This is a genomic window from Jiangella ureilytica (assembly GCF_004348545.1).
Taxonomy (GTDB): domain Bacteria; phylum Actinomycetota; class Actinomycetes; order Jiangellales; family Jiangellaceae; genus Jiangella; species Jiangella ureilytica.
Genome location: NZ_SMKL01000003.1, coordinates 1 through 25386, shown reverse-complemented (window position 1 = coordinate 25386; position 25386 = coordinate 1). Strand labels below are relative to the sequence as shown.

Annotated in this window: 21 protein-coding genes; 7 read left to right on the top strand and 14 right to left on the bottom strand. The window is 73.0% G+C overall.

Translation table 11 applies throughout. From position 1 onward, the window contains the following. Positions 1 to 6 precede the first annotated feature (6 nt). From E1212_RS01950 to E1212_RS01915, 7 genes are all read right to left on the bottom strand, one after another. Positions 7 to 1086: a sugar ABC transporter substrate-binding protein gene (locus E1212_RS01950; protein WP_203416187.1), complete on the bottom strand. Its 1080-nt coding sequence runs from the start codon at positions 1084 to 1086 to the stop codon at positions 7 to 9. Between the two features lie 94 nt (positions 1087 to 1180). Further along, the gene (locus E1212_RS01945) at positions 1181 to 2383 is read right to left on the bottom strand and encodes an ROK family transcriptional regulator (RefSeq protein ID WP_131978329.1); all 1203 of its coding nucleotides are present in this window, start codon (positions 2381 to 2383) and stop codon (positions 1181 to 1183) included. A 53-nt stretch (positions 2384 to 2436) separates the two neighbouring features. Next, a complete protein-coding gene (locus tag E1212_RS01940; protein WP_131978327.1) occupies positions 2437 to 3576 on the bottom strand; it encodes a sugar ABC transporter permease in 1140 nt (379 codons plus the stop codon). Further along, entirely contained in the window at positions 3576 to 4679 is a 1104-nt protein-coding gene (locus E1212_RS01935; protein ID WP_131978324.1) for a sugar ABC transporter substrate-binding protein, read from the bottom strand. Before E1212_RS01935 ends, E1212_RS01940 begins: the two co-directional genes overlap by 1 nt. Further along, positions 4676 to 5386, bottom strand: coding sequence for a response regulator transcription factor (locus E1212_RS01930; protein WP_131978321.1), 711 nt, complete (start codon positions 5384 to 5386; stop codon positions 4676 to 4678). The genes E1212_RS01935 and E1212_RS01930 overlap by 4 nt, the downstream gene beginning before the upstream one ends. Continuing rightward, complete coding sequence (locus E1212_RS01925; protein ID WP_203416185.1) at positions 5373 to 7808, bottom strand: ATP-binding cassette domain-containing protein; 2436 nt, start codon at positions 7806 to 7808, stop codon at positions 5373 to 5375. The genes E1212_RS01930 and E1212_RS01925 overlap by 14 nt, the downstream gene beginning before the upstream one ends. 48 nt (positions 7809 to 7856) lie before the next feature. Further along, complete coding sequence (locus tag E1212_RS01915) at positions 7857 to 8675, bottom strand: NmrA family NAD(P)-binding protein (protein WP_131978315.1); 819 nt, start codon at positions 8673 to 8675, stop codon at positions 7857 to 7859. 105 nt (positions 8676 to 8780) lie between these two features. Between E1212_RS01915 and E1212_RS01910 the strand changes: the two genes are divergently transcribed. Then, positions 8781 to 9158 (top strand): winged helix-turn-helix transcriptional regulator, encoded by a 378-nt coding sequence (locus E1212_RS01910; RefSeq protein ID WP_238992221.1) that lies wholly within the window; start codon positions 8781 to 8783, stop codon positions 9156 to 9158. Positions 9159 to 9161: 3 nt separating this feature from the next. Here the strand turns inward: E1212_RS01910 and E1212_RS01905 are convergent, their stop codons facing one another. Beyond that, positions 9162 to 9374: a hypothetical protein gene (locus E1212_RS01905; RefSeq protein ID WP_131978312.1), complete on the bottom strand. Its 213-nt coding sequence runs from the start codon at positions 9372 to 9374 to the stop codon at positions 9162 to 9164. A 268-nt stretch (positions 9375 to 9642) separates the two neighbouring features. Next, positions 9643 to 10476 carry a helix-turn-helix transcriptional regulator gene (locus E1212_RS01900; protein ID WP_131978309.1) on the bottom strand — a complete coding sequence of 278 codons (834 nt, stop codon included), beginning with the start codon at positions 10474 to 10476 and terminating at the stop codon, positions 9643 to 9645. A gap of 266 nt (positions 10477 to 10742) precedes the next feature. Here E1212_RS01900 and E1212_RS01895 point away from each other — a divergent pair, with 266 nt between their 5' ends. Next, positions 10743 to 11552 carry a phytanoyl-CoA dioxygenase family protein gene (locus tag E1212_RS01895; protein WP_131978306.1) on the top strand — a complete coding sequence of 270 codons (810 nt, stop codon included), beginning with the start codon at positions 10743 to 10745 and terminating at the stop codon, positions 11550 to 11552. Positions 11553 to 11660: 108 nt separating this feature from the next. On the opposite strand, the gene E1212_RS01890 is transcribed toward E1212_RS01895, so the two are convergent. Both E1212_RS01890 and E1212_RS01885 read right to left on the bottom strand, forming a co-directional pair. Continuing rightward, the gene (locus E1212_RS01890) at positions 11661 to 13154 is read right to left on the bottom strand and encodes an APC family permease (protein WP_420814345.1); all 1494 of its coding nucleotides are present in this window, start codon (positions 13152 to 13154) and stop codon (positions 11661 to 11663) included. A gap of 100 nt (positions 13155 to 13254) precedes the next feature. Then, entirely contained in the window at positions 13255 to 13878 is a 624-nt protein-coding gene (locus E1212_RS01885; protein WP_162605255.1) for a GOLPH3/VPS74 family protein, read from the bottom strand. A 289-nt stretch (positions 13879 to 14167) separates the two neighbouring features. Between E1212_RS01885 and E1212_RS01880 the strand changes: the two genes are divergently transcribed. The 5 genes from E1212_RS01880 (at position 14168) to E1212_RS01860 (ending at position 21500) form a co-directional block, all read left to right on the top strand. Further along, entirely contained in the window at positions 14168 to 16123 is a 1956-nt protein-coding gene (locus E1212_RS01880) for a primary-amine oxidase (RefSeq protein ID WP_238992220.1), read from the top strand. Positions 16124 to 16294: 171 nt separating this feature from the next. Beyond that, positions 16295 to 18946 (top strand): M64 family metallopeptidase, encoded by a 2652-nt coding sequence (locus E1212_RS01875; RefSeq protein WP_131978294.1) that lies wholly within the window; start codon positions 16295 to 16297, stop codon positions 18944 to 18946. Between the two features lie 114 nt (positions 18947 to 19060). Then, positions 19061 to 19864, top strand: a complete 804-nt coding sequence (locus E1212_RS01870; protein WP_131978291.1) for an alpha/beta fold hydrolase — start codon at positions 19061 to 19063, stop codon at positions 19862 to 19864. A 29-nt stretch (positions 19865 to 19893) separates the two neighbouring features. Next, positions 19894 to 20472 (top strand): mismatch-specific DNA-glycosylase, encoded by a 579-nt coding sequence (locus E1212_RS01865; protein ID WP_131978288.1) that lies wholly within the window; start codon positions 19894 to 19896, stop codon positions 20470 to 20472. A gap of 44 nt (positions 20473 to 20516) precedes the next feature. Next, positions 20517 to 21500: an EamA family transporter gene (locus E1212_RS01860; protein WP_131978285.1), complete on the top strand. Its 984-nt coding sequence runs from the start codon at positions 20517 to 20519 to the stop codon at positions 21498 to 21500. Positions 21501 to 21580: 80 nt separating this feature from the next. On the opposite strand, the gene E1212_RS01855 is transcribed toward E1212_RS01860, so the two are convergent. Genes E1212_RS01855 through E1212_RS01845 form a run of 3 tightly spaced genes read right to left on the bottom strand, consistent with a single transcriptional unit; the run spans position 21581 to position 25177 of the window. Then, on the bottom strand, positions 21581 to 23146 hold the full coding sequence (locus E1212_RS01855; RefSeq protein ID WP_131978282.1) for a hypothetical protein: 1566 nt from the start codon (positions 23144 to 23146) through the stop codon (positions 21581 to 21583). A gap of 19 nt (positions 23147 to 23165) precedes the next feature. Then, positions 23166 to 24329 (bottom strand): alanine racemase, encoded by a 1164-nt coding sequence (locus tag E1212_RS01850; RefSeq protein WP_131978279.1) that lies wholly within the window; start codon positions 24327 to 24329, stop codon positions 23166 to 23168. Positions 24330 to 24334: 5 nt separating this feature from the next. After that, positions 24335 to 25177, bottom strand: coding sequence for a PIG-L deacetylase family protein (locus E1212_RS01845; RefSeq protein WP_131978276.1), 843 nt, complete (start codon positions 25175 to 25177; stop codon positions 24335 to 24337). Between the last annotated feature and the right edge of the window lie 209 nt (positions 25178 to 25386).

Below are 25386 nucleotides of genomic sequence, written 5' to 3'. Positions count from 1 at the left end.
GACGGATCAGCTGAGCCCGGCGGCCGCGCAGGCGTCCGCGTAGTCGGCGGTGCAGATCTCGTCGACGCTCCAGAACCCGTCGGCCACGACGGTGTCGCCGACGTTGTCGGCGGTCACCACGATCGGGTCGAGGATCAGCGACGGCACGCCTTGGAAGTCGGTGGTGTCGGCGACCTCTTCGCCGTTGACGATCGAGATGGCCATCTCGGCGGCGCCCTCGGCCTCGCCCTTGATCGGCTTGTAGATCGTCATGTACTGCTCACCGGCGACGATGCGCTGGATCGCGGCGAGCTCCGCGTCCTGACCGGTCACCGGCGGCAGCGCGTCGGGCGCGATGCCCGCACCGGTCAGCGCCGCGATGACGCCGCCGGCCTGGCCGTCATTGGCGGCGTAGACGCCGGCCAGCGTGGTCGGGTCGATGGTGTCGAGCTGGTCCGTGGTGAAGGACTGGGCGTTGTCCGGGCTCCAGTCCGGGTTGTCGTACTCGGCCAGGATGGTCAGCTCGCTGGCGTCGATGACGCTGTGGGCGCCGGCCTTGAACTGGGCCGCGTTGGGGTCGTCGGGCGACCCGTTCAGCATGAGGATGTTGCCGGGACCGCCGACGGCGTCGACCAGGGCCTGGCCCTGCAGCTCGCCGACCCGCTCGTTGTCGAACGAGGTGTAGTAGTCCGCACCCTCGATGAAGCGGTCGTAGGCGATGACCGGGATGTCGGCGGCCTGCGCGTCGGCCACCAGGGAGGCCGCGGCGACACCGTTCACCGGGTCCAGCACCATGACGTCGACGTTCTGCGAGATCGCGGAGTCGACCTGCTCGGCCTGCTGGGCCTCGTCCTGGTCGGCGTTGAAGTACACGACCTCGCAGTCGGCGCACAGGTCCTGGATCTTGGCCTCGAACAGCGGCTTGTCGAACGCCTCGTAGCGGGCGGTCGCCGACTCGGGCAGCAGCAGCGCGATGGTGGCGGCGCCACCGCCGGTCTCGTCGTCCCCGCCGCCGCCGGCCTCCTCGTTGGCGCCACAGGCCGCCAGCGTGCCGGCCGCCAGGGCGGCGATGGTCAAGACGGCAGCCCGTCGAATGGGCTGGTGCACGTTAACCCTCCTTTGGGTCGCCACGGATCGTCGGACCGGTCCGGGTGGGACGAGTCTGGTGCGTCGCTCGGATTGCCGTCAAGGCTCAAATACATTACGCGTTTACATCTTGTTTATCTGTTCGCATTTCGACGGCAATGTGCGAATTCTCCATCAGGCTGGCGATCAGCGCGCCCACGGCCTCGGTGCTCTCGCCCAGCGGCGAGAGGGTGATCCGGGTCCGCCGCGCCACGCCGGGCAGGACCGCGCGGCGGAAGCCCCGCTCCACCGGGCCCAGCCAGGCGTCCCCGGCGGCGGTCAGCGGCCCGCCGAGCACGATCTCGGCCGGGTCGACCACCATCGAGAGCCAGCCCAGCCCGCGGCCCAGCGCCTCGCCGGCGTCCTCGAGCACCCGGACCGCGACCGGATGCCCGGCCGCGATCAGGTCGTGGACGTCGGCCGTGGCGAGGTCGCGGCGCAGCGCCCCGGCCAGCGCGGCGCGGACGGACTCCGCGGAGCCGACGGTCTCGAGACAGCCGCGGCGCCCGCAGCGGCACACCGTCGTCAGACCCGGGTCCAGCGGCAGGTGCCCGATCTCGCCGGCCGATCCGGCGGCGCCGCGAACGAGGCGGCCGTCGACGGCCACGCCGGCCCCGATGCCGGTCGCGACCTTGACGTACACCAGCGGGCCCGGCCCGGCGCCGGCCCGGCGGGTCAGGGCGAGCGCGCCGAGGTTCGCGTCGTTCTCGACGACCACCGGGCGCCCCAGCGCCTCGCGCAGCCGCTCGCGCAGCGGGACGCCGACGAGCGCCGGCAGGATCACCGGCTCGGTCAGGGTGCCGGTCCGCACGTCGACGGGGGCCGGCACCGCGACGGCGACGCCGAAGACCTGGTCCGGCGTCAGGCCGGCCCGCTCGCGCACCTCGGTCGCGAGGGCGACGACGGCCTCGGCCGCGGCGTCCGGCGCGTAGCCCCGGGCGAGCTCGGCCGACGACTCCGCGAGCAGGTCACCCGCCTCGGTCCCGGCGACCGCCTCGACGTGCGCGCGGCCGAGGTACATCCCGATCCCGTAGCGCAGGCGTCCGGGCGCGCGCTGGACCATGCGGCTGCGCCGGCCGTTGGCCACGCCCTCGCCGACCACGAGCTCGCCCTCGTCGGCGAGGTCGCGCACGAGCCCGGACACCGTCGCGGGGGCGAGGCCGGTCAGCCGCGCGAGCTCGGCCTGGCTGATCTGGCGCCCGTCCTGCAGGGCGGACAGCAGCCGTCGTTGGTTGGCCAGCCGAAGGGCGGAGAGTGATCCGGGCCGCGTTGTCGTCACGCTCCGAACGCTACACCGCTCCGCACCCTCCGGTTGAGACCAATGGTTCGGCCCTAGCGGCCGGGCCGCGAATGCTCGGTGAACGGCTGCCGCTCGGCCCGGTGGGCGACGGTGTCGAGCCCGACGGCGAGCGCGAGCACCACTCCGGTGGCGATCAGCCGGATCGCCGACGAGGCGCCCAGCAAGTCAAGGCCGTTGGCCAGCGAGCCGACCACGAGCGCGCCCAGCAGCGCCGACCACACGGTGCCGCGGCCGCCGAACAGGCTCGCCCCGCCGATGGCCGCCGCGGCGACGGCGGTCAGCATCAGGTCGGTGCTGCCCGAGGACTGGTTGACGGCGAGCAGCCGCGACGCGGCCAGGATGCCGCCGGTGACGGCGAGCACCGAGGCGAGCGCGAACACCGTCATGCGGATGCGGTCGACGGCGATGCCGGCCCGGCGCGCCCCCGACGCGTTGCTCCCCGTCGCCACGGCGTGCCGGCCGAGCGTGGTGCGGCGCATCACGACGTCGCCGCCGGCGAGCAGGAGGAGGAACACGACGACGGCGAGCGGCACGCCGCGGTCGGCGTTGAAGACCAGGACCGCCACCGGCGCGACGGTGCCGGCGAGCACCCACGGCCAGACCCGGCGCGGCCGGTCGGCGCGCAGGTGCACCACGACCGCCGCGACCGCCGCGGCCGTGATGACGGCGGCGATCAGCCAGCCGAGCGCGGGGGAGAGGAAGGTGCCGGCGATGGCCACCAGCTGCGGGTCGTCGAGGTTGACGGTGCCGGTCTCGCCGAGCACGAGCTGCAGGGCGCCCTGCCAGGTCAGCAGGCCCGCCAATGTGACCACGAACGAGGCGACCCCGACGCGGGTCACGATGGTGGCGTGCAGCAGGCCGACCAGCGCGCCGGTCAGCAGCCCGGCGATGATCGCGAGGACGGCGGGCCAGTCCTGCTTCACGCTCAGCACGGCGGTGACGCCGGCGCCCAGGCCCGACACCGCCCCGACGGACAGGTCGATCTCGCCGATCAGGAGCACCAGCACCACCGCCACCGCGACGGCGCCGACGGCCACGATCTGCAGCATGAGGTTGGTGAGGTTCACGGCGGACAGGAACCGCGGGTTGATCAGGGTCATGACCAGCCAGATCACGACCAGCGCGAGCGGCGGAGCGAGGCGGCCGAGGCGGGCCGTCGACACCGGCGCCATCACGACGCCGGCCCGGTGGCGGTGAGGCCGGCCGCCGCGCACTGGGGCGCGAGGCCGTCGCAGATCTCGTCGACCGACCAGAACCCGTCGGCGACGACGGTGCCCGCGATCGTCTCGCGGGTGACGGCGACCGGCTCCAGCATGAGCGCCGGGATCTGGGCGTAGCCGTTGTCGACCGTGCTGTTGCGCATGCCCTCGGGGGGCTCGCCGGTGCGGGCCAGGCCGACGGCGAGGTCGGCGGCCGAGCGCGCCTGGGTGCGCACCGCCTTGTAGACCGTCATGTACTGCTCGCCGGTGAGGATGCGGCGCACGGCGGCCAGCTCGGCGTCCTGCCCCGTGACCGGCGGCAGCGGGTCGAGGCCTGCGGCCTTCATGGCGGCGATGGCGCCTCCGGCCATGCCGTCGTTGGCGGCGTAGACGCCGGCGACCTGGTCGCGGCCCAGTGTGGCGAGCGCCCGTTCCATGGCCTCCTGCGCCTGGTCCGGCGACCAGTCGGGGATGTCGGCCTCGCTGCCGATGGTCACGCCGCCGGCCTCGAAGACCATGCGGGCGCCCTGACGGAACTGCGCGGAGTTGTCGTCGGTGGGCGAGCCGTTCAGCACCACCACGGAGCCCATGGCGCCGGCGGCGCGCTCACCCACGGCGTCGAGCAGCACCGAGGCCTGGAGCCGGCCGACCCGCTCGTTGTCGAAGGTGACGTGGAAGTCGACCGGCGCGTCGAGGACCAGCCGGTCGTAGCTGACGACGGGGATGCCGGCGGCGTCGGCGTGCCGGGCGATGACCGACGCGGCCCGCGAGTCGACCGGGTCGAGCACCAGCACGTCGGCGCCGTTGGTGATGGCGGCCTCGGCCTGCGCCTGCTGGTGTGCGGCGTCCTGGTCGGCGTTGCTGACGATCGTCTCGCACTCGGGGCACACCTCGGCGACCCGCTCGACGAACGCGGGGCGGTCGTGCGACTCGTAGCGGGCGGTCTTGTTCTCCGGCAGCAGGAACGCGATGCGGTAGCCGTCGCCGTCGCCGCCGGCCACTACTCCGCAGGCGGACGCGACCACGGCGAAGGCGAGCACGACGGGCAGTGCCGCGGCGGTGAGGCGGCGGGTCATCGGTGGTCCGTGGTGAACCGGTAGCCCGCGCGCGGCTCCGTGACGATCAGCTCCGGGCCGTCGTCGCCCTCGAGCTTGGCCCGCAGGCGACCCACGTAGACCCGGGTGTACTCCGTCTGCGTCTCGTAGCCCGGCCCCCACACCCGCTGCAGCAGCTCGGCGTGCGACAGCAGCCGCCCGGGGTTGGTGGCCAGCTCGCGCAGCAGCGCGTACTCGGTGCGCGTCAGGTGCACCCGCTTGCCGGCCTTGGTGACCAGTTGCGCGTCGAAGTCGATGCGCACGTCGCCGACCCGCACGTCGGGCGGCGCCGGCTGGCGCGGCGGGGACGGGGTGCGGGCCCGGCGCATGGTCGCGTGGATGCGGGCGAGCAGCTCCTCGATGCCGAACGGCTTGGTGAGGTAGTCGTCGGCGCCCAGGTTGAGCGCCCGCACCTTGTCGGTCTCGCCGCGCCGCGCGGACAGCACGATGATGCCGACGTCGGAGCGGTCGCGCACGGCCCAGCAGAGGTCGAAGCCGTCGCGGCCGGGCAGCATGAGGTCGAGCAGCACGACGTCGGGCGCCGCCTCGTCGAGCAGGCGCAGCACGTCGGCGCCGTCGGGCGACACCACGACGCGGTAGCCCCGCGCGGTCAGGTTGGACCGCAGCAGGTCGACGATCGTGCGGTCGTCCTCGACGATGAGGACTCCGGGCGCCTCAGCCACGTCCATGCGCTCCCGTGGCGTCGGCGAGCTCGCGTTCCGCGGCGTCGCCGTCGGCGGGCTCGACCGGGAGCGTCACGCGGAAGACCGGCCGCGGCCCGGCCAGCAGGTCGCACCGGCCGCCGTGCGCCTCGGCGATGCCGCGGACGATCGTCAGCCCCAGCCCGGCGCCCGTGCTGCCGTCGCCGCGGACACGGGGCTCGAAGATCCGCTCGGCCAGCTCCGCCGGGATGCCCTCGCCGTCGTCGCTGACCAGGATCTCGACGGCGGAGGCGTCGGTGGCGGCCACCGCGGTGACCTGGACCCAGCCGTCGGCGCCGCCGTGGCGGACCGCGTTCTCGAGCAGGTTGACGAACACCTGCTCGAGGCGGTCGTGGTCGGCCCAGATGGACGGGACGCCCGCGGCGACGCTGACCTGGATGCGCTCGCGGCCGGGGACGCAGGCCGCGGCCGCCTCGAGGACCAGCCGCAGGTCGGTCCAGTCGCGGCGCAGCCGCAGCAGGCCGGACTCGATCGCCGAGGAGTCGAGCAGGTCGCCCACGAGACGCTCCATGCGCGCGGACTCGGTGGTGATGGCGGCGAGGAAGCGGTCGACGGAGTCGGCGTCCCAGGTGAGGTCGCGCTGCTGGAGCGTGGAGGCGTACCCGTGGATGGCGGTCAGCGGCGTGCGCAGCTCGTGGCTGAGCTGCTGCAGCACCTGGCGCTGCAGCTGCTGCGACCGGCGGGCGGCGGCCGCCTCGCGGCGGGCCCGTTCGAGCACCTCGCGTTCGAGGGCGAGGGCGAGCGAGCGGCGGGCGTCGTCGAGCAGCTCGACGGCGTCGCGGCCCGGCTCGGCGGGGTCGTCCCACCGGGCGAGGAGCAGCCCCGTCCCGCCCGGGATCGGCAGCCCGGCGATGGCCAGCCCGTCGCCGAGGCGCTGCGGCCGGTCGACGCCGTCGGGAGCGGACTCGGCGAGCCGGCGCAGCTCCGCGCCGTCGGACGCGGCGGCGGCGTCGGACGCGTCGATGCCGATGTGCACCCAGCGCGGCTCGTCGCCGGTGATCTCGGCCACGTCGGTGAGGAGCATGCCGGCGGTGCGCGCGCCCAGGCCACGGCAGAGCGCCAGCAGCGCGGCGGACAGGCCGCCGTCGACGCGGTCGGGCCCGGCCAAGGTCTCGAGCATGGCCCGCAGCGACTCGAGGATCTCGTTGCGCCGGCTGACCTCGTCGATCAGCTGCTCGCGCTCGATGGCGCTGGCCGCGTGCCCGGCGTAGAGCGAGACCAGCTCGCGCCGGTCGGCGTCGAGGCGGCCGGCGGACGTGCTGAAGCCGGTGATGGTGCCCAGGACGCCGGCCGAGCCGACGATGGGCGCCGACCACGCGCTGCGCACGCCGGCCTCGGACGCGAGCCGCAGGTACCCCGTCCAGGCCGCCTCGTCGCCGAGGTCGTCGGTGACGACGAGCTGGCCGAGCGAGGCCGCCGTGCCGACCAGGCCACCGGCGGTGCCGATGGGCAGCAGTTCGGCGTCGCCGGCCAGCGCCGGTGGCAGGCCGATGGCGGCGGAGCGGCGCAGCATGGACCCCCGCGGCGTGCGGTCGAGCAGGTGCACGCACAGCATGTCCTGGTCGAGCGCGGCTGCGGTGGCGGAGACGACCAGCGGCAGGGAGGCCGCGGGGTCGGCCGCCGAGAGCTGCTCGACCAGGCTCTTGAGGCGGTTCAGCTGCCGCCGGGCGGCCGACTCGGTCTCGATGCCCGACATCAGCGCGGCGATGTCGTCGGAGTGCACCTCGGCCGGTGACGCCTCGGCGACGACACGGCCGTGGCGCAGCACCACGATGCGGTCGGCCAGCGCGAACACCTCGTCGAGGTCGTGGCTCACCAGCAGGATGGCCCGGCCGGCGTCGCGGAGCTCGCCGAGCACCCGCATGATCTCGGCCCGGCGCAGGACGCTCAGCGAGGCCGTCGGCTCGTCGAGGATGAAGATCTCGGCGTCGGCCGACAGCGCCCGCGCGAGCGCGACCTCTTGGCGCTGGCCGCGCGAGAGCGTGTCGACGCGGGCGTGGACGTCGGTGAGCTGCGAGCCGAACCGTTCGAGGGCCCGGCGGGCATCGGCGGCCATGCGCCGCTCGGCCAGCAGCACCCGCGACCGCTCGCGTCCGAGGAAGACGTTGGCCACGACGTCGAGGTCGTCGCAGAGCCCGAGGTCCTGCCAGACCACGGCGGCCGGCCGGCTCACCTCGACATGACCCTCGTCGATGTCGATGTCGCCGGCGAGGCAGCGCACCAGGGTGGACTTGCCGGCGCCGTTCTCGCCCACCACGGCGACGATCTCGCCGCCGCGGACCGCGAAGTCGACGCCGTCGAGCGCCCGCAGCCGTCCGTAACGCTTGGTGACGCCGCGCATCACCAGCGTCGGCGCGGCCGAGCCGCGGCGGCCGTCGCCGTCGGTCATGCCCCCATCTTGACCGACGGCGACCGTTCGTGCCATCGCGCACGCTGGTCAGGCCGCGAGGGCCGCCCGAACCGTGTCCTCCAGCGGGATCACCGGGCGGCCGAGCAGCCGCTCGAGGTCCGGTGCCGGCGTGCCGAACTGCGGGAGTCGCAGCAGCGGCAGGACGAACGCCATGCCGCCGGCGTCGTCGTCGGAGATCTCGCGGTGCATGACGGGCGTGCCGGACGCCTCGCTCAGCGCCTGCGCCAGCTCGGGGTAGGTCCAGCCGGGGCCGCGCAGCTCGTAGACCGCGCCCTCGTGGCCGTCGCCGGTCAGAACGGCGCTCGCGGCCAGCGCGAGGTCGGCGAACGGCGCCGTCACCAGCGGGTGCTCGTGGCGCGGGGCGGGCAGCTCGCCCGCCTCGACGGCGGCGGCGAGCAGCTCGGGGCGGACCAGCTCCTCGGTGTAGAACGTGTTGCGCAGGAAGGTGTGGCTCAGCCCGGCGTCGCGGATCGCCCGCTCCGTCACCGTGTGGTCGGCCAGGAAGCTCTGCCCGTCCTCGGCGGTGATGGCGCTGGTGTAGACCACGTGCCCGACGGAGGCCTTCGCGGCCGCGTCGACGACGTTGGTGTGCTGGCGCGCCCGCACGCCCGGCGTGGTGTCCGACGCCGAGGTGAACAGCAGCCGGTCGGCGCCGTCGAACGCCCGTCGCAGACTCTCGGGGTCGTCATAGTCGGCCCGGCGCACCTCCACGCCGCGGTCGGCGAACGGCGCGGCCTTTCCCGGGTCGCGCGCGACGACGGCGACCTCCCCGGCCGGCACCCGCGTCAGCAGGTCCTCGACCACGATGGGCCCGAACCGCCCGGTCGCCCCGGTCACCACGATCATGTCTGTCTCCCTCTCGCCTTGGTCTGTTCTCACGACGAAAGCGACGTTACGCTGGAAACTCACCCACAGAAAGTACGTACCTCAAGGTAACCAACGGAGGCGAACGTGAGCGTCGAGGTCAGCGCCGGGCTGCAGGCGCTCGATGGTGACGTGTTCGACACCAACTGCCCGTCGCGGGGCGTGCTCGAGCACGTCACGAGCCGCTGGGGCGTGCTGGTGCTGGCGGCGCTGGGGGAACGGCCGATGCGCTTCAGTGAGCTGCACCGGCGCATCGGCGGCGTCAGCCAGAAGATGCTCGCGCAAACGCTGCGCGCCCTGGCGGCCGACGGCTTCGTCGACCGCCAGGTCACGCCGGCGGCGCCGCCGCAGGTGACGTACCGGCTGACGGCGCTCGGCGAGCAGGCGGCCGCGCATGTGGTCGGGCTGGTGGGCTGGATCGAACGGCACCTGCCCGACATCCTGGCCGCGCGCGGCGGAGCCTGATTCCTAGTCGGCCGGGTCCGCGGCGGTGTCCTCGGCGGGTGGGTTGCCCGGCGACGGCGTCTCGGGCGGCACCGGCGGCGTGGTCGGGTTGCCGGGCGACTGCGTGCCCGGCTCGTCCGGCGCCTCCGACGGATTGCCCGGCGACTGGGTGCCCGGCTGGTACGGCGGCGTCGACGGGTTGCCCGGCGACTGGCTGCCTTCGTGCTCTTCGGTCATGGGCTGTTCCCCCTTTCGACCTGCCCGTACCCGGATGGCGATGTCCGAAAACGGTGGGCCGACCTCCCCTGCCGGCCCCGAGATGATCACGTTCACCACCCGAATCCCTGCTCCAGAAGGCCCGCAGCCGTGGTGATGCTGGGGCGATCCTCGTGAAGCCGAGGCAAACGCTTTCCCGCGCTCTGTGGGGGTCATCACCAGGCGTTCTGCTGCTTCACGAGGTCTGCAGGCCTCGTACGGCAGGGATTCTCGTGGTGAACGTGGTCATTCAGAGGGGGCCGCGGCGCTCCTGCTCGCGGAAGCGGCTGGGCGGCATGCCGACCCGGCGGGTGAAGACGCGGGTGAAGTAGCCGGGGTCGTCGTAGCCGATGCGGGCGGCGACGGCGACGACGGGGAGGTCGGTGCCGGCGAGCAGCTCCTTCGCCCGCGTGAGCCGGGCCCGCAGCACGAACTCCTTGGGACTGCAGCCGGCCGCCCGCCGGGTGGCCTCGCGCAGAGCGGCCTCCGTCATGCCCAGGGTGCGGGCGTGGGCGGCGACGGTGACCGGCAGGCAGGCGTCACGCAGCAGGGTCGCGAGGACGGGGGTTCCGGCGACGGGGTCGGGGACCGCCGCGCGCCGGGTGGCGAGGATCAGCTGGTGCATCGCCGCCGCCGCGTCGACGTCGGTCGAGGGGTCGCCGGGGCGGCAGGTGCGGGCCAGCGCACCGAAGGCCACCTCGAGCGCGGCCGCGTCGGCGACCGAGCCCACCGGCTCGTCGCGCGGGACGTGGCCGAGGTCCTGGTAGGCGCGCGCGGCCGGGCCGTCGAACAGCGCCCACCACTCGTTCCAGCCCCCGGCATCGGGGCCGTAACCGTGCTCGATGCCGGGGAGCAGCCAGAACAGCGTCGGCGCGACGAGCGCCAGCTCCCGCCCGCCCCACCGCAACCGTCCGGTGCCGCGCGACAGGAAGACGACGGCGTAGCAGTCCAGCGTGCGGGCGGGCAGCGTCGCCACGCGCCCGGTGGTGGTGCCGACGCCGAGGCAGACCAGGCCGAGCCGCCGGTGCCGCGAGTCGGGCGTGAGGTACCGCGTCCACGACGCGACCCCGGGCCGTCGGCTCATGGCCGCACATCGTAGAGCTCGGTCATGCCGACGCGTTGGTTGGCCGGCGAACCCGCCCCGCCCGGGTATCCGCGTCGACGCCGGCGCCCCGGGCCGGTCGCCCGCTCGCTCCCCTCGAGTCGATCGTGGAGCAACCGCCGAGTTGCCGGGTGATTCATCCGATTGATTCCGCGGTCACTCCGAGATCAACGGGCCGGCGGGAAAGTCCAAGGGGCCGGGCGCGTTGGTCCATGGCCGGGCGGCCCCGCCGCGGCGACAGTGGTCGCATGCTGACCTCGAACGGCTACGTGCTCGACGAGTCCGCCCGGCGGCTGGGCGAGCTGGACCCCGTCCCCGGCCACGAGCGCCACGACCGCGACGCGCTGTGGCAGCGGTTGCGCCGCGACGGCTACCTGTGGCTGCGCGGCGCGCTGGACCCCGGCGTCGTCAACGGCTTCCGCGCCTACTACCACGCCGCGCTGGCGCCCTCGGGCGTATGGGAGGGAGAGGAGGACCGCGCCGAGTACCGCCGGCTGCTGTTCCACGAGGTCGTCCCCGGCCCGCGGTACGAGGCGTTCTGCAGCCAGCCCGCCGTCCGCGACTGGTACGCCTGGTTCCTCGGCGGCGAGACGTTCCTGCACCGGCGCAAGCTGATCCGCCACGTGCGGCCGGGGGAGTCCGGAATCGGCACGGCCACCCAGGCACACTACGACCTGGTGTACCTGCGCGAGGGGACCGACCGGGTGCTGTCGTCGTGGATCCCGCTGGGCGACTGCCCGGTCTCGCGCGGCGGCCTCGCCTACCTCGAGGGCAGCCACCACCGCGTCCTCGCGCAGGAGCGGGCCGGGACGCTGCCGCACCCGGCGGCGTCGATCACCGCGGACCTGCCGGCGCTGGCCGACGAGCACGACGCGCGCTGGCTGGTCGCGGGCTACGCGGCCGGCGACATGGTGGTGCACTCGGCCTACACGGTGCACGCGTCGCTGGACAACGTCGACGACGACTACCGGCTCTCGACCGACATCCGGTACCAGCGGGCCGGCGAGCCGATCGACTGGCGCTGGCAGCAGCATTGGCATCTCGAGGACGGCCTCTGACCTCCGGCCCGTGAGACCGGCCGGGGGCCGTGCACACGACGGCGCCCCTGCCGCACCGGGCCGATGCGACAGGGGCGCGCGCGCCTCCGCGGAGCTCTCGTGACGGGATCAGCGCAGCGACGGCTGCCCGGGCTCGTCCTCCTCCTCGGAGGACAGGTCCAGAACGGAGATGCCGGTGGCCGCGTTGGCGCCGCGGCCGATGGCCTCGTAGACGTCCGGCCGGGACGCCTTGAGGAACCGGGCCCACACGACGCCGATGAGGGCGGCGATGAGGAACAGGCCGGGCAGGATCCACCGCTCGGGCGCGTCCGACGCGACACCGATGAGGATGTCGTAGTTCGAGATCGCCAGGATCACCACGATGACCAGCAGGGTCGTCGCCAGCGTCGGCGCGATGACCCGCCGCCAGGCGTTCTCACCGGACGGGTGCCGCCAGAAGAACGCGAGCACGGCCACCGAGGTGAGGGCGACCAGGGTCAGGACGCCGAACCCACCCGTGGTGCCGAGATAGAAGAACAGCTGCACCAGCGGGTCGAGGTCGAACAGCACGTAGACCAGGATGACGATCAGGCCGATGACGCTCTGCACGATCGACGCGGCGACCGGGGCGCCCGACGACGGCGACGTGCGGCCGAGCGCACTGGGCAGCACCCGCTCGCGGCCGAGCGCGAAGACGTAGCGGGCGACGGTGTTGTGGAAGGAGATCATCGCGGCGAGCACCGAGGTGATGAAGAGCGCCGAGCCGATGTCCACCCAGGTGGTGCCCAGGAACTCGCCGGCCAGCACGAAGATGGTCTGGTCGGCGTTCTCCTGGGAGAACGCGACGATGTTGTCCGGGCCGGTCGCCACCGTCATCGCCCACGACGCCAGCACGTACACCGCGGCGACGACCACGATCGAGATGTACGTGGCCAGCGCGATGGTCCGCTTCGGGTCGCGCGACTCCTCCGAGTACACGACCGACGCCTCGAACCCGACGAAGCCGAGGACCGCGAGCACCAGGATCGCGCCGGCGCCGGACTCGAACAGGTTCCCGACCTGCAGCGCGTCGAAGGAGACGTCGCCGTCCGAGGGGTTCCCGAGGCTGGCGATCGAGTAGATGATGATGATCGCCATCTCCGCGAGCAGCAGCACCGCGAGCACCGTGCCGTTGATGTCGATGCGCAGCACGCCGAGGAAGCCGACGATCGCCCACGCGATCAGCGCGATCACCCACCACTCGAGCGAGATGCCGAACCAGGCGTCCAGCTGCGGCGCGGCCGCGACGCCGATGATGCCGTAGAGGCCGACCTGCAGCAGGTTGTACGCGAGCAGCGCCATGTAGGCCGCGGCGACGCCGGCCGGCCGGCCGAGGCCGTGGGTGACGTAGGTGTAGAACGCGCCGGCGTTGGTGATGTGCCGCGACATCGCGACGTAGCCGATGCTGAACAGCGCCAGCAGCGCGGCGATGGCGGCGAACGCGATGGGCAGGCCGATGATGCCGGTGACGGCGAAGCCGGTGGTGACGACGCCGGCGACGACGGTCAGCGGCGTCGCGGCGCTGAGGACGAAGAAGACGACGGCAGGGACGCCGAGCCTGTTGCTGGCGAGCGTCCGCGACACGCGGTCGGCGCCCAGGCGGCTCGAATGGGACACGGGGGACTCTCCTTGAGGGGTACGCGGATCTCCGTCGATGGGGGTCGAGGTCGCGCCGGAGGTCTCGCTATCGGGGGCTGAGGGTGGCATCACCCACAGCTGCTTCGGTATGGGCCAGGACCTCACGCATCGACATGGGCATCGATCCCACCGCGGCGGCGATGTGGCGGAGCGTGACGGCGTCGCCGTCCCACCACACGCCCTTGGTGAAGCCGGTCACGGCGACCAGCCCGGCCAGCATGGCGTCGTGGAAGTCGAGCGGATCGCCGCGGTTCACCAGTCCGTACAGCCGGTCGCTCGGCCAGGCAGCGACCTTCGGGTCGACCGGCAGGTACCGGACCGAGGTGCCGAACAGCTTGCGGCTCTTGACGGGTTCGATCTCACCCTCGCGGGTCAGCCGGACCGCGACCCGTTCGAGCGCGCTCTGCCCGAGGAACGACAGCCACGTGCGCAACGACCGGTTCTGCTGATCGGCCGTGAGCTGCCGGACGATCCTGTATCCGAGATCATCGGCCGGTGGCTGTGCGCCGGTCAATGACAGCGTCCCCGACGCCACGTGCAGGTTGTTGTTGAGGATCAGCTCGCCCAGCAGCGCGCCGGCCAGGCCCAGCCCGGCGGCACGACTGTGCAGCCGCAGCTTGCCGCTGCCGACGTCGTGGACGATGTGGAAGAAATCATTGGCCAGCAGCACTCCGCCTGCACCTCCACCCCGGGTGCGAGAGCCGGGATGAGACGGGACGGCCGGGGCCATACGGGACATGGACAGGCGCGCTCCCACCCCTGAGGCGCGCGGTTCTGACCGGTTGCGGTGCTCGCGATTCCGCGTTCCGATTCACGCCCGGTAGTTTGTCGGCCTTTGTCCGCCAAGACAAGAGGCAATTTCAGGGGTAATGCGTGGAGGGTCCGACACGCCTTACCTTGTGGCGTTGCGTGTGCAATGTCTTGACGACATCGGCGCCGGGCGGCGAGTGTATGGGGTTGTGACGGTCACGCCGGTTCAGACGCACCCCCTCCAGCGCCTCTCCGCGGACGAGATCCGCGCCGCACGCGCGCTGATCGACGACCACGGCCTGGTCTCGGCCACGACGAAGTTCGCGCTGCTCGGCCTGGAAGAACCGGACAAGATGACGGTCCTCGGGCACCGCCCCGGCGACCCCGTCGACCGCCGCGTCCGCGCGGTCCTGCTCGACCTCGCGACGGGCGTCACGCGCATCGTCCTCGCGTCGCTGAGCCGGCGCACGGTCGACTCCGTCGAAGAGGTCGACCCCGTCACCGACGGCCAGCCGGCGATCCTGCTGGAAGAGCTGATGACGGTCGACGAGATCGTGAAAGCCGACCCCGGCTGGTGCGAGGCGATGCGGCGCCGCGGCATCACCGACCTCGATCTCGTTCGCCCGTGCCCGCTCGCGGCCGGCAACTTCGGCATCCCCGGCGAGCGGGGCCGCCGGGCGCTGCACGTGCTGTCGTTCCTGCAGCACCGGCCCGAGGACCACGCGTGGGCGCACCCGATCGACGGCGTCGTCGCCTACGTCGACCTCATCGAGAAGAAGGTCATCGAGCTCATCGACGACGCCGTCCTCCCGATCCCCGAGGAGGAGGCCAACCACGACGACCCGGCGTACACCGGTCCGCCGCGCACCACGCTGAAGCCGATCGAGATCACCCAGCCCGAGGGGCCGAGTTTCACCGTCGAGGACGACGTCGTCTCCTGGGAGAACTGGACCTTCCGCGTCGGCTTCGACCCGCGCGAGGGCCTGGTGCTGCACCAGCTCTCGTGGCGCGACGGCGACCGCCTGCGGCCCGTGGTCTACCGGGCCTCGCTGGCCGAGATGGTCGTCCCGTACGCCGACCCCAGCCCGGTGCGGTTCTGGCAGAGCTACTTCGACGTCGGCGAGTACCTGCTCGGCCAGCAGGTCAACTCGCTCGAGCTGGGCTGCGACTGCCTCGGTGAGATCCACTACTTCGATGCCGTCCTGGCCGACGGCGACGGCGAGCCGCGCGACGTCCGCAACGCCGTCTGCCTGCACGAGGAGGACTTCGGCGTGCTCTGGAAGCACACCGACATCTTCACCGAGTCGGCCGAGACGCGGCGGCAGCGCCGGCTGGTCATCTCGTTCTTCGTCACCGTCGGCAACTACGACTACGGCTTCTACTGGTACCTGTACCTCGACGGCACCATCCAGTTCGAGGTCAAGGCCACCGGTGTCGTGGCGACGTCGTCCTACAAGCCCGACAGCGCCTACGCCTCGGAGGTGGCGCCCGGGCTCGGTGCGCCGTACCACCAGCACCTCTACTGCGTGCGCCTGGACATGATGGTCGACGGCCTCGACAACGCCGTCGACGAGATGGAGATCCAGCAGCTGCCCATCGGCCCGGCCAACCCCAACGGCAACGCGTTCACCCGTAGGACCACGCGGCTGCGCTCCGAGGCCGAGGCGGTCCGGACGGCGGACCCGATGGCCGGGCGCACCTGGCTGATCTCCAGCTCCGACGCCACCAACCGGCTCGGCCGGCCGGTCGCCTACGAGCTGCGCCCCGAGGGCCGGCCGCTGCTGCTGGCCGACCCCGCGTCGGCGACGGCGAACCGGGCCGCGTTCGCCACGAAGTCGCTCTGGGTCACCCGCTACGACCCCGCCGAGCGCTTCCCCGCCGGCGACCTCATCAACCAGCACCCGGGCGGCGCGGGCCTGCCGGCGTTCGTCGCGGCCGACCGCGCCATCGAGGACCAGGACATCGTCCTGTGGCACACCTTCGGCGCCGTGCACTACCCGCGGCCTGAGGACTGGCCGGTCATGCCGGTCGAGTACTGCGGCTTCACGCTCCGCCCGGTCGGCTTCTTCGACCGCAACCCGACCCTGGACGTGCCCAGTGGCACGACCGACCACTGCGGGCACCACGGCGGTCAGGGCGGCCACGAGCAGCACCATCACGGCTGAGCCGTTCGACGACCGTCCATCGAAGGACGAACGCCGGGGGTGGAGCTTCCGACATCTGTCGGGTGCCATGTCACCGTGCAGCCGGTAGCGTCGCTGAGCACCATTCTCATCACGGGTCGGCGGCTGTCGCCGCCCCGCGATGAGGCACGTGCACGGTGAGACGGAGACCGTATGAAGAAGATCGTCGCCGCGCTTGCGCCGGCGGCACTGGCGGCAGGCCTGTTAACGGTGCCCATGGCGGGCGTCCCGTCGGCGAACGAGGCCCTGCCCCAGTGGCCGGAGGTGGGCAGCGCGCGGGTCGTCCCGCTCCAGGAGACGGGCTCGCCGAACGAGCGTCTCAACCTGATCGTCATCTGCGACGGCTACCAGGCCGACGAGATGGACAGGTGCGAGGAGGACGTCGACCGCAACCAGGCCATCCAGTGGGGTGTCGAGCCCTTCCGCACCTACCGCGACTACATCAACGTCTACCTGCTGCAGATCGTGTCGGCCGACTCCGGCGTACGGCGCGACCCGGAGGAGGACGCGCCCAACGAGGTCAAGGACGCCAAGAACACGCCCATGCGGCTGTGGTACTCCGACGGCCTGACGAATCCGCTGGCCCGCGGCATCACGTACGGCAGCGCGCTGCAGTCCGGCGGCTGTCCGGGCCACCCGTCGGGCAACGCGAACCCGGCCTACCCGTTGGCGCCGGGCATCCTGGGCGACCTGCGCTGCAACGGCAACCAGCAGCGGGCGATGTACCTGAACTCGTACGTCGCGCCGGTCTTGGGCCTGGCGCCGGGCGTGTTCCGGCCCACCGGCGGCTCGACCTCGGGTCCGCAGAACGTGCAGACGCTGGCCATCTCGAACACGTTCACCTACGGCGGCATCGGCGGCCGCGACGCGACGGCGTCCGGCGGCAGCCCGCAGTCGCCGCTGATCTCGCTGCACGAGCTGGGCCACTCGCTGGGCACGCTCGCCGATGAGTACCCGTACTCCGACCGGCCGAACCCGGGCCCGCCGCACGGTCCGAACGAGCCGAGCTCGTTCCACCACACCCGGCAGACGTCGGAGCAGATGATCGCCAATCAGCACAAGTGGTGGCGCTGGCTCGGCGAGGAGAGCCTGTCCGGCGGCATCATCCGCGGCGCCGACCCCGACGGCCACGAGAGCGGCACCTACAACGGCTCCAACGTCTGGCGGCCGAGCTCGCACTCGATGATGCGCTGGATCGGCTTCTACTTCGACCAGGTCGGCCTCGAGCACATGGTCGCCCGGGTCACGGGCCAGCGCGACAAGGGCCAGATGAGCCTGCTCTCCACGCCCGCCGGCACCGTCGCCCGCGACGGCGTCCTCTGGCTGCAGACCACACACCCGCGCTTCCACGACCTGCAGGTGACGTGGCGCAGCGGCGGCCCGGCCGGCCCGGTCATCGCGACCGGCACCCGCACCCTCGACCTCGGTGCGCTGGACCTCGCGCCCGGCACCACCGTCCACGTCGAGGTGCGCGACCCCGTCGGACCCGACGGCATCGACTGGGTCCGCAATCCGTCGACGAACAACACCGCGACCGACTCCGGCTACAACGGCCCGCGGTTCGTCCAGACCCGCTCGTGGACCGTCGGCGACACCCAGGCCGCACCCGACACGGTCGCGCCGGAGATCATCGGGTCGACCCCGGACGTCCGCCCGGTCGCCGGTGACGAGGTCGTCTTCGTCGAGACCACGCACGCGGCCGACCGCGTGTTCGACGTGGCGTGGACGCTGAACGGCGCCGCCGTGGCCGAGACCGGCGACGGCCGGGTGCTCGACCTCGGTGCGCTGAACCTGCCGGCCGGCACGCACGAGCTGACGGCGACGGTCACCGACCCCGCCACGCCGGGGGCCTCGGACTCCGTCACGTGGACCGTCGACAACGCATTGCCGACGGCCCCGCGGACGCTGTCCGAGCCGCTGACGACGATGACGTCGGACGACGGCCACGGCATCTACTTCGACGGCTGGGACATGCTGCTCACGCCGCAGGACGACCGCACCGGCTACGAGGGCGAGCCGTACGTCGTCGGTGAGCTGCGGCTCAACGGCGACGGCTGGTTCAACTACTTCGGATTCCCGGAGAAGCCGATGCCGGTCTCGCCGTTCGAGTTCCGCCACTCCGGCCAGGTCGTCAAGGCGCTGACCTACGGCAACCTCGGCACGGGCGGCCTGTCGAAGGCCGGGTTCGAGCAGAACTACGGCCCCGACGACCCGAACGGCCCGTTCGTGCCGGGCTACGGCACGCACACCGTCGAGCACCGCGCCGTCGACCCTGCCGGCAACATCGGCACGGCGGACTCGTACTCGGCGACGGTGCTTCCGGGTGCGGAGCTCGCGTGCACGCAGACGATCACCGGTCCGCGGGCCGGCTCGCTGCTGGTCACCAGCGGGGTGACCTGCCTCGATGGCGCGACCGTGGCCGGCACGGTGACCGTCCGCAACGGCGCCTCGCTGGTCGTGAAGGACAGCACCGTCGCCGGCAGCCTGCTGGCCGACGGCGCCGGCGAGATCCAGGTGCTCGGCTCGACGGTGGCCGGCCAGGTGCGCATCGCCGGCACGGTGACCGGCGTCACCGCCGCCGGGTCCTCGTTCCGCGGCTCGGTCGCCCTGACCGGCAACGGACGGGTCCCGGGCAACGCCTCGGAGGAGCGGTACACGCTGTACGGCGAGGAGTACGGGCCGATCCTGGCCGGCAACTCGTTCGCCGGCCGGCTCAGCTGCTCCGGCAGCAGCGCCCCCGTCCGCGACTTCGGTGCGGACAACGACATCCGCGGCGTCGCGACCGGGGAGTGCTCGGCGCTCTGAGCGGTGACCGGCAGGGAGTGCTGAGGGGCCCGGGTCGCGCATGGCGACCCGGGCCCCGTCCTACCTGGTCACAACGGTCTGGTACGGTCCGGCGGGCGGGCGTACGGTGACGGCATGCCGAGTGCGGTCGCCAACGGCGTCGATCTGTACTACGAGGCACACGGGCACGGCCCGGTCATCCTCGGCATCCACGGCAGCCCGAGTTCGGCTGTGCTCTGGGAGCCCGCCGCCGTCCGCCTCGGCGCGCTCGGCACCTGTGTCGTCTACGACCGCCGCGGTTATGGCCGCAGCAGCGCGCCGGAGCCGTTCGAGGCCACTGACCTCGACGACCAGGTGGCCGACGCCGCCGCGCTGCTGGACCGCCTGGGCGCGGAGTCGGCGGTCGTGGTGGGCCGCAGCACCGGCGGGCTGATCGCCCTGGAGCTGGCGCATTCGCGGCCGCAGCGGGTCGACGGCCTCGTGCTGCTCGAACCGGCCCTCTTCACCGTCGACGGCGACACCCGCGCGTGGGCCGCGGAGCTGCGCGCCAAGGTCCTCGCCGCCTCCGGGGACGACCCCGCCCAGGCCGCCGAGGCCGTCGTCCGCGTGGTCCTCGGCGACGAGACCTGGGATCGGCTGGATGCCGGCGTCCGCGACCTGCTGCGCGCCGGCGGCCGGGCCGTGCTGGCCGAGATCCGCGGCCGCGGGCTCGACCTCAGCGCGGCGCCGCTCGAGCTGCCCTCGGACGACCTCGCCGCCATCGACGTGCCGACGCTGCTCGTGTCGGCGTCAGACTCGCCCGCACCCCTGCGGCGTGTCATCCCGCGGCTGGCCGGCGGGTTGCCGCGCGCCTCGGCCGCCGTCGTCTCGGGCGGCCACCTCATCGATCCCGCCCACCCCGTCGTCCTCGAGTTCGTCCGCCGCATCACCCTGGCCTGAGCCCACCGGCACGCGGCTACGCTGCCCGCGTGGGGTTCACGCGTGCGGAGCTCGAGGCGTTCCGAGACGGCACGCTGCCGGATCTCGTCGGGCCGGACCTGCGGCTGCTGTTCGCCGGCATCAATCCCGGCCTCATGACGGTGGCGGTGCAGACGCACTTCGGCCGGCCCGGCAACCGGTTCTACCCGGCGCTGTACCGGGCCGGCATCGTCGACCGGGTCATCGACGTCACCGGCGGCACGTCGCCCGAGGACGACGCCTACCTGACCGGCCGCGGCATCGGCATCACCAACCTGGTGGCCCGCGGCACCGCGCGGGCCGACGAGCTGACGGTGGACGAGCTGCGGGCGGGATCCGTCGCGTTGGCGGAGCGCGTGGCCCGGCTGGCACCGCGGGTGGTCGCCGTCCTGGGCATCTCCGCCTACCGGACCGCGTTCGGCCGCCCGAAGGCCGTGGCCGGCCGGCAGCCGGACGAGCTCGGCGGCGCCGAGCTGTGGGTGCTGCCGAACCCCAGCGGCCTGAACGCCCACGAGACCGCGGACAGCCTGGCGACGGCGTACCGAGCGGCCGCCGTCGCCGCCGGGTTGGAGCTCGCCCCTCGCCCGTGAGATGGGGGTTGAGGAGCAAAGCGCTGTTTGACTACTGTCGCCGGATGAGTCGTCAGAGCCAGCTCCGGGGCGTCGTGTACGTCTGCCTCGCCGCGGTGTTCTTCTCCGTGAACGCGTCCATGTCGAAGGTCGCGCTCGAGTCCGGGGTGGAACCGTCGGTGCTCGCGGCGCTGCGCTCGACCGGCGCCGCCCTGATCCTGCTGGTGGCGGTCCTCGTGCTGGCGCCCGGCCGGCTGCGGATCGGCCTGCGGGAGCTGCCGTTCCTGATCGCGCTGGGCGTGGCGGGCGGCGCGCTGGTGCAGTGGCTCTACTTCACGGCGATCGACCGGCTGCCGGTGGGCATCGCGCTGCTGCTCGAGTTCACCGCGCCGGCCATGGTGGCGCTGTTCAGCTGGGCCGTGCTGCGGCAGCGGATCCGCCGCCAGACCTGGCTCGGCATCGGCGTCGCGCTCATCGGGCTGGCGCTGGTCGCGCAGGTCTGGACCGACATGGGGCTCGACGCGGTCGGCGTGCTGGCCGCCTTCGGCGCGGCGGCGTGTCTGGCCAGCTACTATCTCATCGGCTCGCGGATGTCCGGCCACCGCGACTCGCTCTCGCTGACGTTCTGGATGTTCGCGTTCGCGGCGCTGTTCTGGGCGGTAGTGCAGCCGTGGTGGACGGTCGACCTCGCGCCGCTGGGCCGCGAGACGTCGCTGCTCGGCGCGTTCGACGGCTGGAGCGTGCCGGCGTGGTCGACGGTGCTGTGGATCATCCTGTTCGGGACGATCGTGGCGTACGGGCTGAACCTGGCCGCGCTGCGGCACATCTCGCCGACGGCCTGCGGCGTCATCGGCATGTCCGAGCCGGTCGGCTCCGCGGTGGTCGCGTGGGCCTGGCTGGGGCAGAACCTCACCGCCGCGCAGATGGCGGGCGGGCTGATCGTGCTGGCCGGGATCGCCGTCGCCGAGGTCGGCGGGACGGCGCCGCCGTCTGATCCGGAGCCTGGGGCCGTCCCGCTCTCACCCGAGGCCGCCGCCGCGCCCCACTGAGCGGCTGCACTTCAGTGATCATCCGCGATCGACCCCGTCATGGTGTGGTGGATCGCCGATGATCATGGTGCGGTGGGAGCTCAGAGGCTCTCGAAGGCGGGCTCGAACTCGGCGGCGGGGTCGGTGAGCGCCTCGAAGTAGGCCGACCAGTGCAGCAGCGCGCTCACGGCGACCGCGTTGCAGCCGGGCCAGTCCATCGTCACCAGGCGGGTGCCGAACCGGGTGTCGAGGCCCCAGGTCGACAGTGAGCCCTGCTCGTCCTGGCCGGCGACGATGGCGTTGGCGGCCGCCACCGCGCGATCCACGTAGCGGTCGTCGCCGGTGGAGCGGTGCAGGGTGAGCAGCGACACCAGCCAGTGTCCCGTGTGCACCTCCATGGGCCAGTAGCAGCGGTACTGCTCGAGCACCGTCGGCGTCGGGCAGCGCGGCGGGACCGGGGACTCCTCGGGCGCCCAGACGACGAACTGGTCCTCGATGTAGGCGTTGAGCTCGGCGGCCAGCTCCGCCCGCGCGGGCACGGAGCATCGGCCCGACAACAGGTAGCGGATGGTCTCGTTGGTGTCCCAATGCTGCAGGTTGCTCCACGGCGGCGTCTCGGGGATGTCCTCGTACATGCCCTCCCAGCGGCCGTCGGTCACCGGGCCGGCCAGCAGCCAGGCCTCGCCCTTGGCCGCGGCGTCCGCGCGCGCCGCCCGCTGCTGCGCCGTGCCGGGCGCGTCGGGTACCTCGCCGAGCAGGGTGAGCAGCCAGATCGGGGTCACGACGGCGGAGGTGTAGCCGATGCTGGGCTCGCCTGTGCGCGGATCGACGCGGAACGGCCAGGAGCCGTCCGGGTTCTGCAGGTCGACCATGACGTCGCCGATGCGGGCCGCCCGCTCGAGGTAGCGCGCCTCACCGGTGCGCGAGAACAGCCGCAGCATCACCTCGCCGACGCGCGCGGCCCGGAAGACGGTGATGTGATCGCCCTCGACCCAGCCGCCGAACCCGCCCTCGAGCACCGTCGACGGCGACAGGCCGCCCAGCCGCCACTCGTCCGGAAGATGGTGCTCCAGCAGCCATCGCCCGTACGCGAGCGCCTGCCGTTCCGCCTCGGCCGCCTGCGGGTGGTCCGGGAAGCGGTCGGCGTAGGTGAGGTAGGCGTGGATGTAGCTGGCGTGGTGCTGGGCCGGGAACGCCAGCCGGCCGCGCAGCCCCGTCACGCTGTCCTCGAACGAGCTCCAGGCGCTGCGCGGGTAGCCGTCCTCGTAGCCGGCGACCTCGTCGCGGGCGGGCCGCAACAGGTAGCCGACTGCGCGGTGGACGGCGCCGGCCCAGTCCGCGGGGGCGGGCCGGACGCCGTCGAACCCGGGGACCTTCCAGAATTGACGGTGCTTGCGGACGGCGACCTCGTGGTCGCCGTCGAAGCCGCGGACCAGCACGTCGACCGGGCCGAGCGGGAGCAGCGGCCAGGCCTCGGCCAGGTCGGCTGCCTCGGCCGGGAAGGAGCCGGTCCAGACGACCCGCTCGCGATCGGCGACGGCGACCTCGAACCGGGTGGCCGCCGGCACCGGCGCCCACCGCAGCACCGGCGGGCCGACGAACCGGGGCGAGAACGCCGCCGGGCCCTCGAACCGGATCACGCGCGACTGGTCGACCCAGTCACTCATGCGCCACCTCCCAAGGAATTCAGAACCAGGTCTCGACGACGCCGGTGACGACGCCGTCCGGGCCGGCGAGCGGGATCCGCCGCCACTTGTCGAAGGTGGTGCACGGGTGCGAGATGCCCAGCTGGACGCGGTCGCCGACGGCGATCGGGCTGCCGGGCGCGACGGCGAGGAAGGCGTGCTGGTCGTTGAGCGCGGTGACCTCGGCACCGTCCAGCGGCTGCGCCGTCGTCGCGCCGCGCGGCCGGACGGCGAGGGGGATCGGCAGCCCCTGGTCGAACGAGGCGTCGCGGCGGCCGACGTCGAGGAAGGCGCGGTCCGGCTCCGGCCGCGACACGACGGTGCCCCAGACGGTGAGCGCGGCCCGCAACCGCACGGGCGCGTCCGGCCCGTCGAGCGGCGAGTTGCGGTGGAACATGCCGGAGTCGTGCGTGACGTAGCAGCCGCTGCGGATGATCACCCGCCCGCCGCCGCCCAGCACGTCCGCCACGACGTCGTAGAACATGCTGCCGCCCGCGGACAGCACGATGCCGCCGTCGTCGCCGGGCACGTCGTCGCGCAGGTCGTCGCCGGCCGCCCGCAGCGATTCCAGGTAGGCGCGGACGGCGGCCAGCGACGGCGGCGTCCGATCGCCGGCCACCGAGCCCTCGTAGCCCGCGACCCCGGTCAGCCGCACGTTCGGCGCGCGTCCGGCGGCGGCCCGGACGGCGTCACGATCGGCCTTCGTGCGGGTGCCGGTGCGCCCGCCCGGCGTGCCGACCTCGAGCAGCACGTCGACGACGGCGCCCGCGGGGGCCGCGGCCGCCTGCAGGATCTCGACGCCGGCGGGGGAGTCGACCCACACGCGGAATCCGAAGCCGTCGTCGGCCGCCAGCTCGCCGGCGATCCAGGCCGCCTCGGCGGGCTGCGCCAGCTCGTTGGCCAGCTGCACCGCCGGCACGCCGTGCGCGCGCATGACCCGCACCTGGGCGGGCGTCGCCGCGGTGATGCCGGTGGCGCCGGCCGCCAGCTGGCGCTGGAACAGCGCCGGCGCCATGGTCGTCTTGCCGTGCGGCTGCAGCTCCACGCCGTGGTCGCGGCACCAGGCCGCCATGGTGGCGAGGTTGTGCTCCAGCGCGGCGTCGTCGAGAACGGCGAACGGGGTGGGCAGCTCGTGGATGGACCGGCCCGCAGTCGGATGCGTCACGGGCGTCACGGTACCGGGAAGGCGCCCCGCAGGTTGACCGAGGAGTAGGCGATGTGCCTGGTCAGCGGGTCGGTCGCCAGGGCGGCGTCGGTGACCGGCAGGTGCGCGTGGGTCTCGTTGTACAGCCGCACGAACGACTCGGCGAAGTTCACGCCGGCGGCCCGGCCGGCCTCGCCGTTGTACGACTCGACCAGCTTGCGGGCGAACACGCCGTGGTAGCCCTGGCTGACGAACTGGTCCATCGCCGCCAGCTTCGTCCCGACCACGTCGGTGATGTCGACGTAGCAGTCGTTGCGCAGCCCGTTCAGGCTCAGCGCGTCGAGGGTGTAGACCGGCAGCCCGGTGAGGAACACCTGCCGCACCGGCACCTCGTCGCGCCCGTCGAGGTTGCGCAGGTACAGCCCGGCCCGTGACAGCGCGGCCAGCGCCATGCCGGTGGCGACGTAGTGCGGGTCGAAGTACGCCGGGTTGCGCGGGTGATCGGCGATGACGATCTCGGGCTGCTCGATCGCGATCTGCTCGGCGATCTGCTCGACCATGTCCTCCTGGACCGTCGCGTAGGTGTCCTCGTGGTCCAGCGTGATGATCTTGCTGATGCCGATGATGTCGGCGGCGCGGTCGAGTTCGTTCTTCTTGTTCGCGACGATGTCGTCCAGGCCCGCGGCCGCGATGTCGCCGTCCGGGTTCTCCTTGCGCCACTCCTCGGCGTACTTGTTCGCGTGGATCCGCCCGCCGTGGCTCAGGATCAGCGCGACCACCTCGTCGCCGCGCGCCGCGTGCAGCGCCAGCGTGCCGCCGCAGTTCGTGATCGTGTCGGCCGGGTGGGCGTAGATCGTCATGATCTTCATGGAGGTCTCCGGAGTCCGAGGTGCGTCAGCGCCTGGCAGGAGCACACACGGAACCTCGTTCCATGTCAAGCGACCTGGCCGGCTCCCTCCACCCTTCCCTTCGGGTTGATCTTGGAGAAGTGCGGAGTTCCGGCCCGGAATGTCCGAATGAGTCCGCGGTTACTCCAAGATCAACTCGGCGGGCGGGCGGGCGGCCGGCGGCGCGGGAC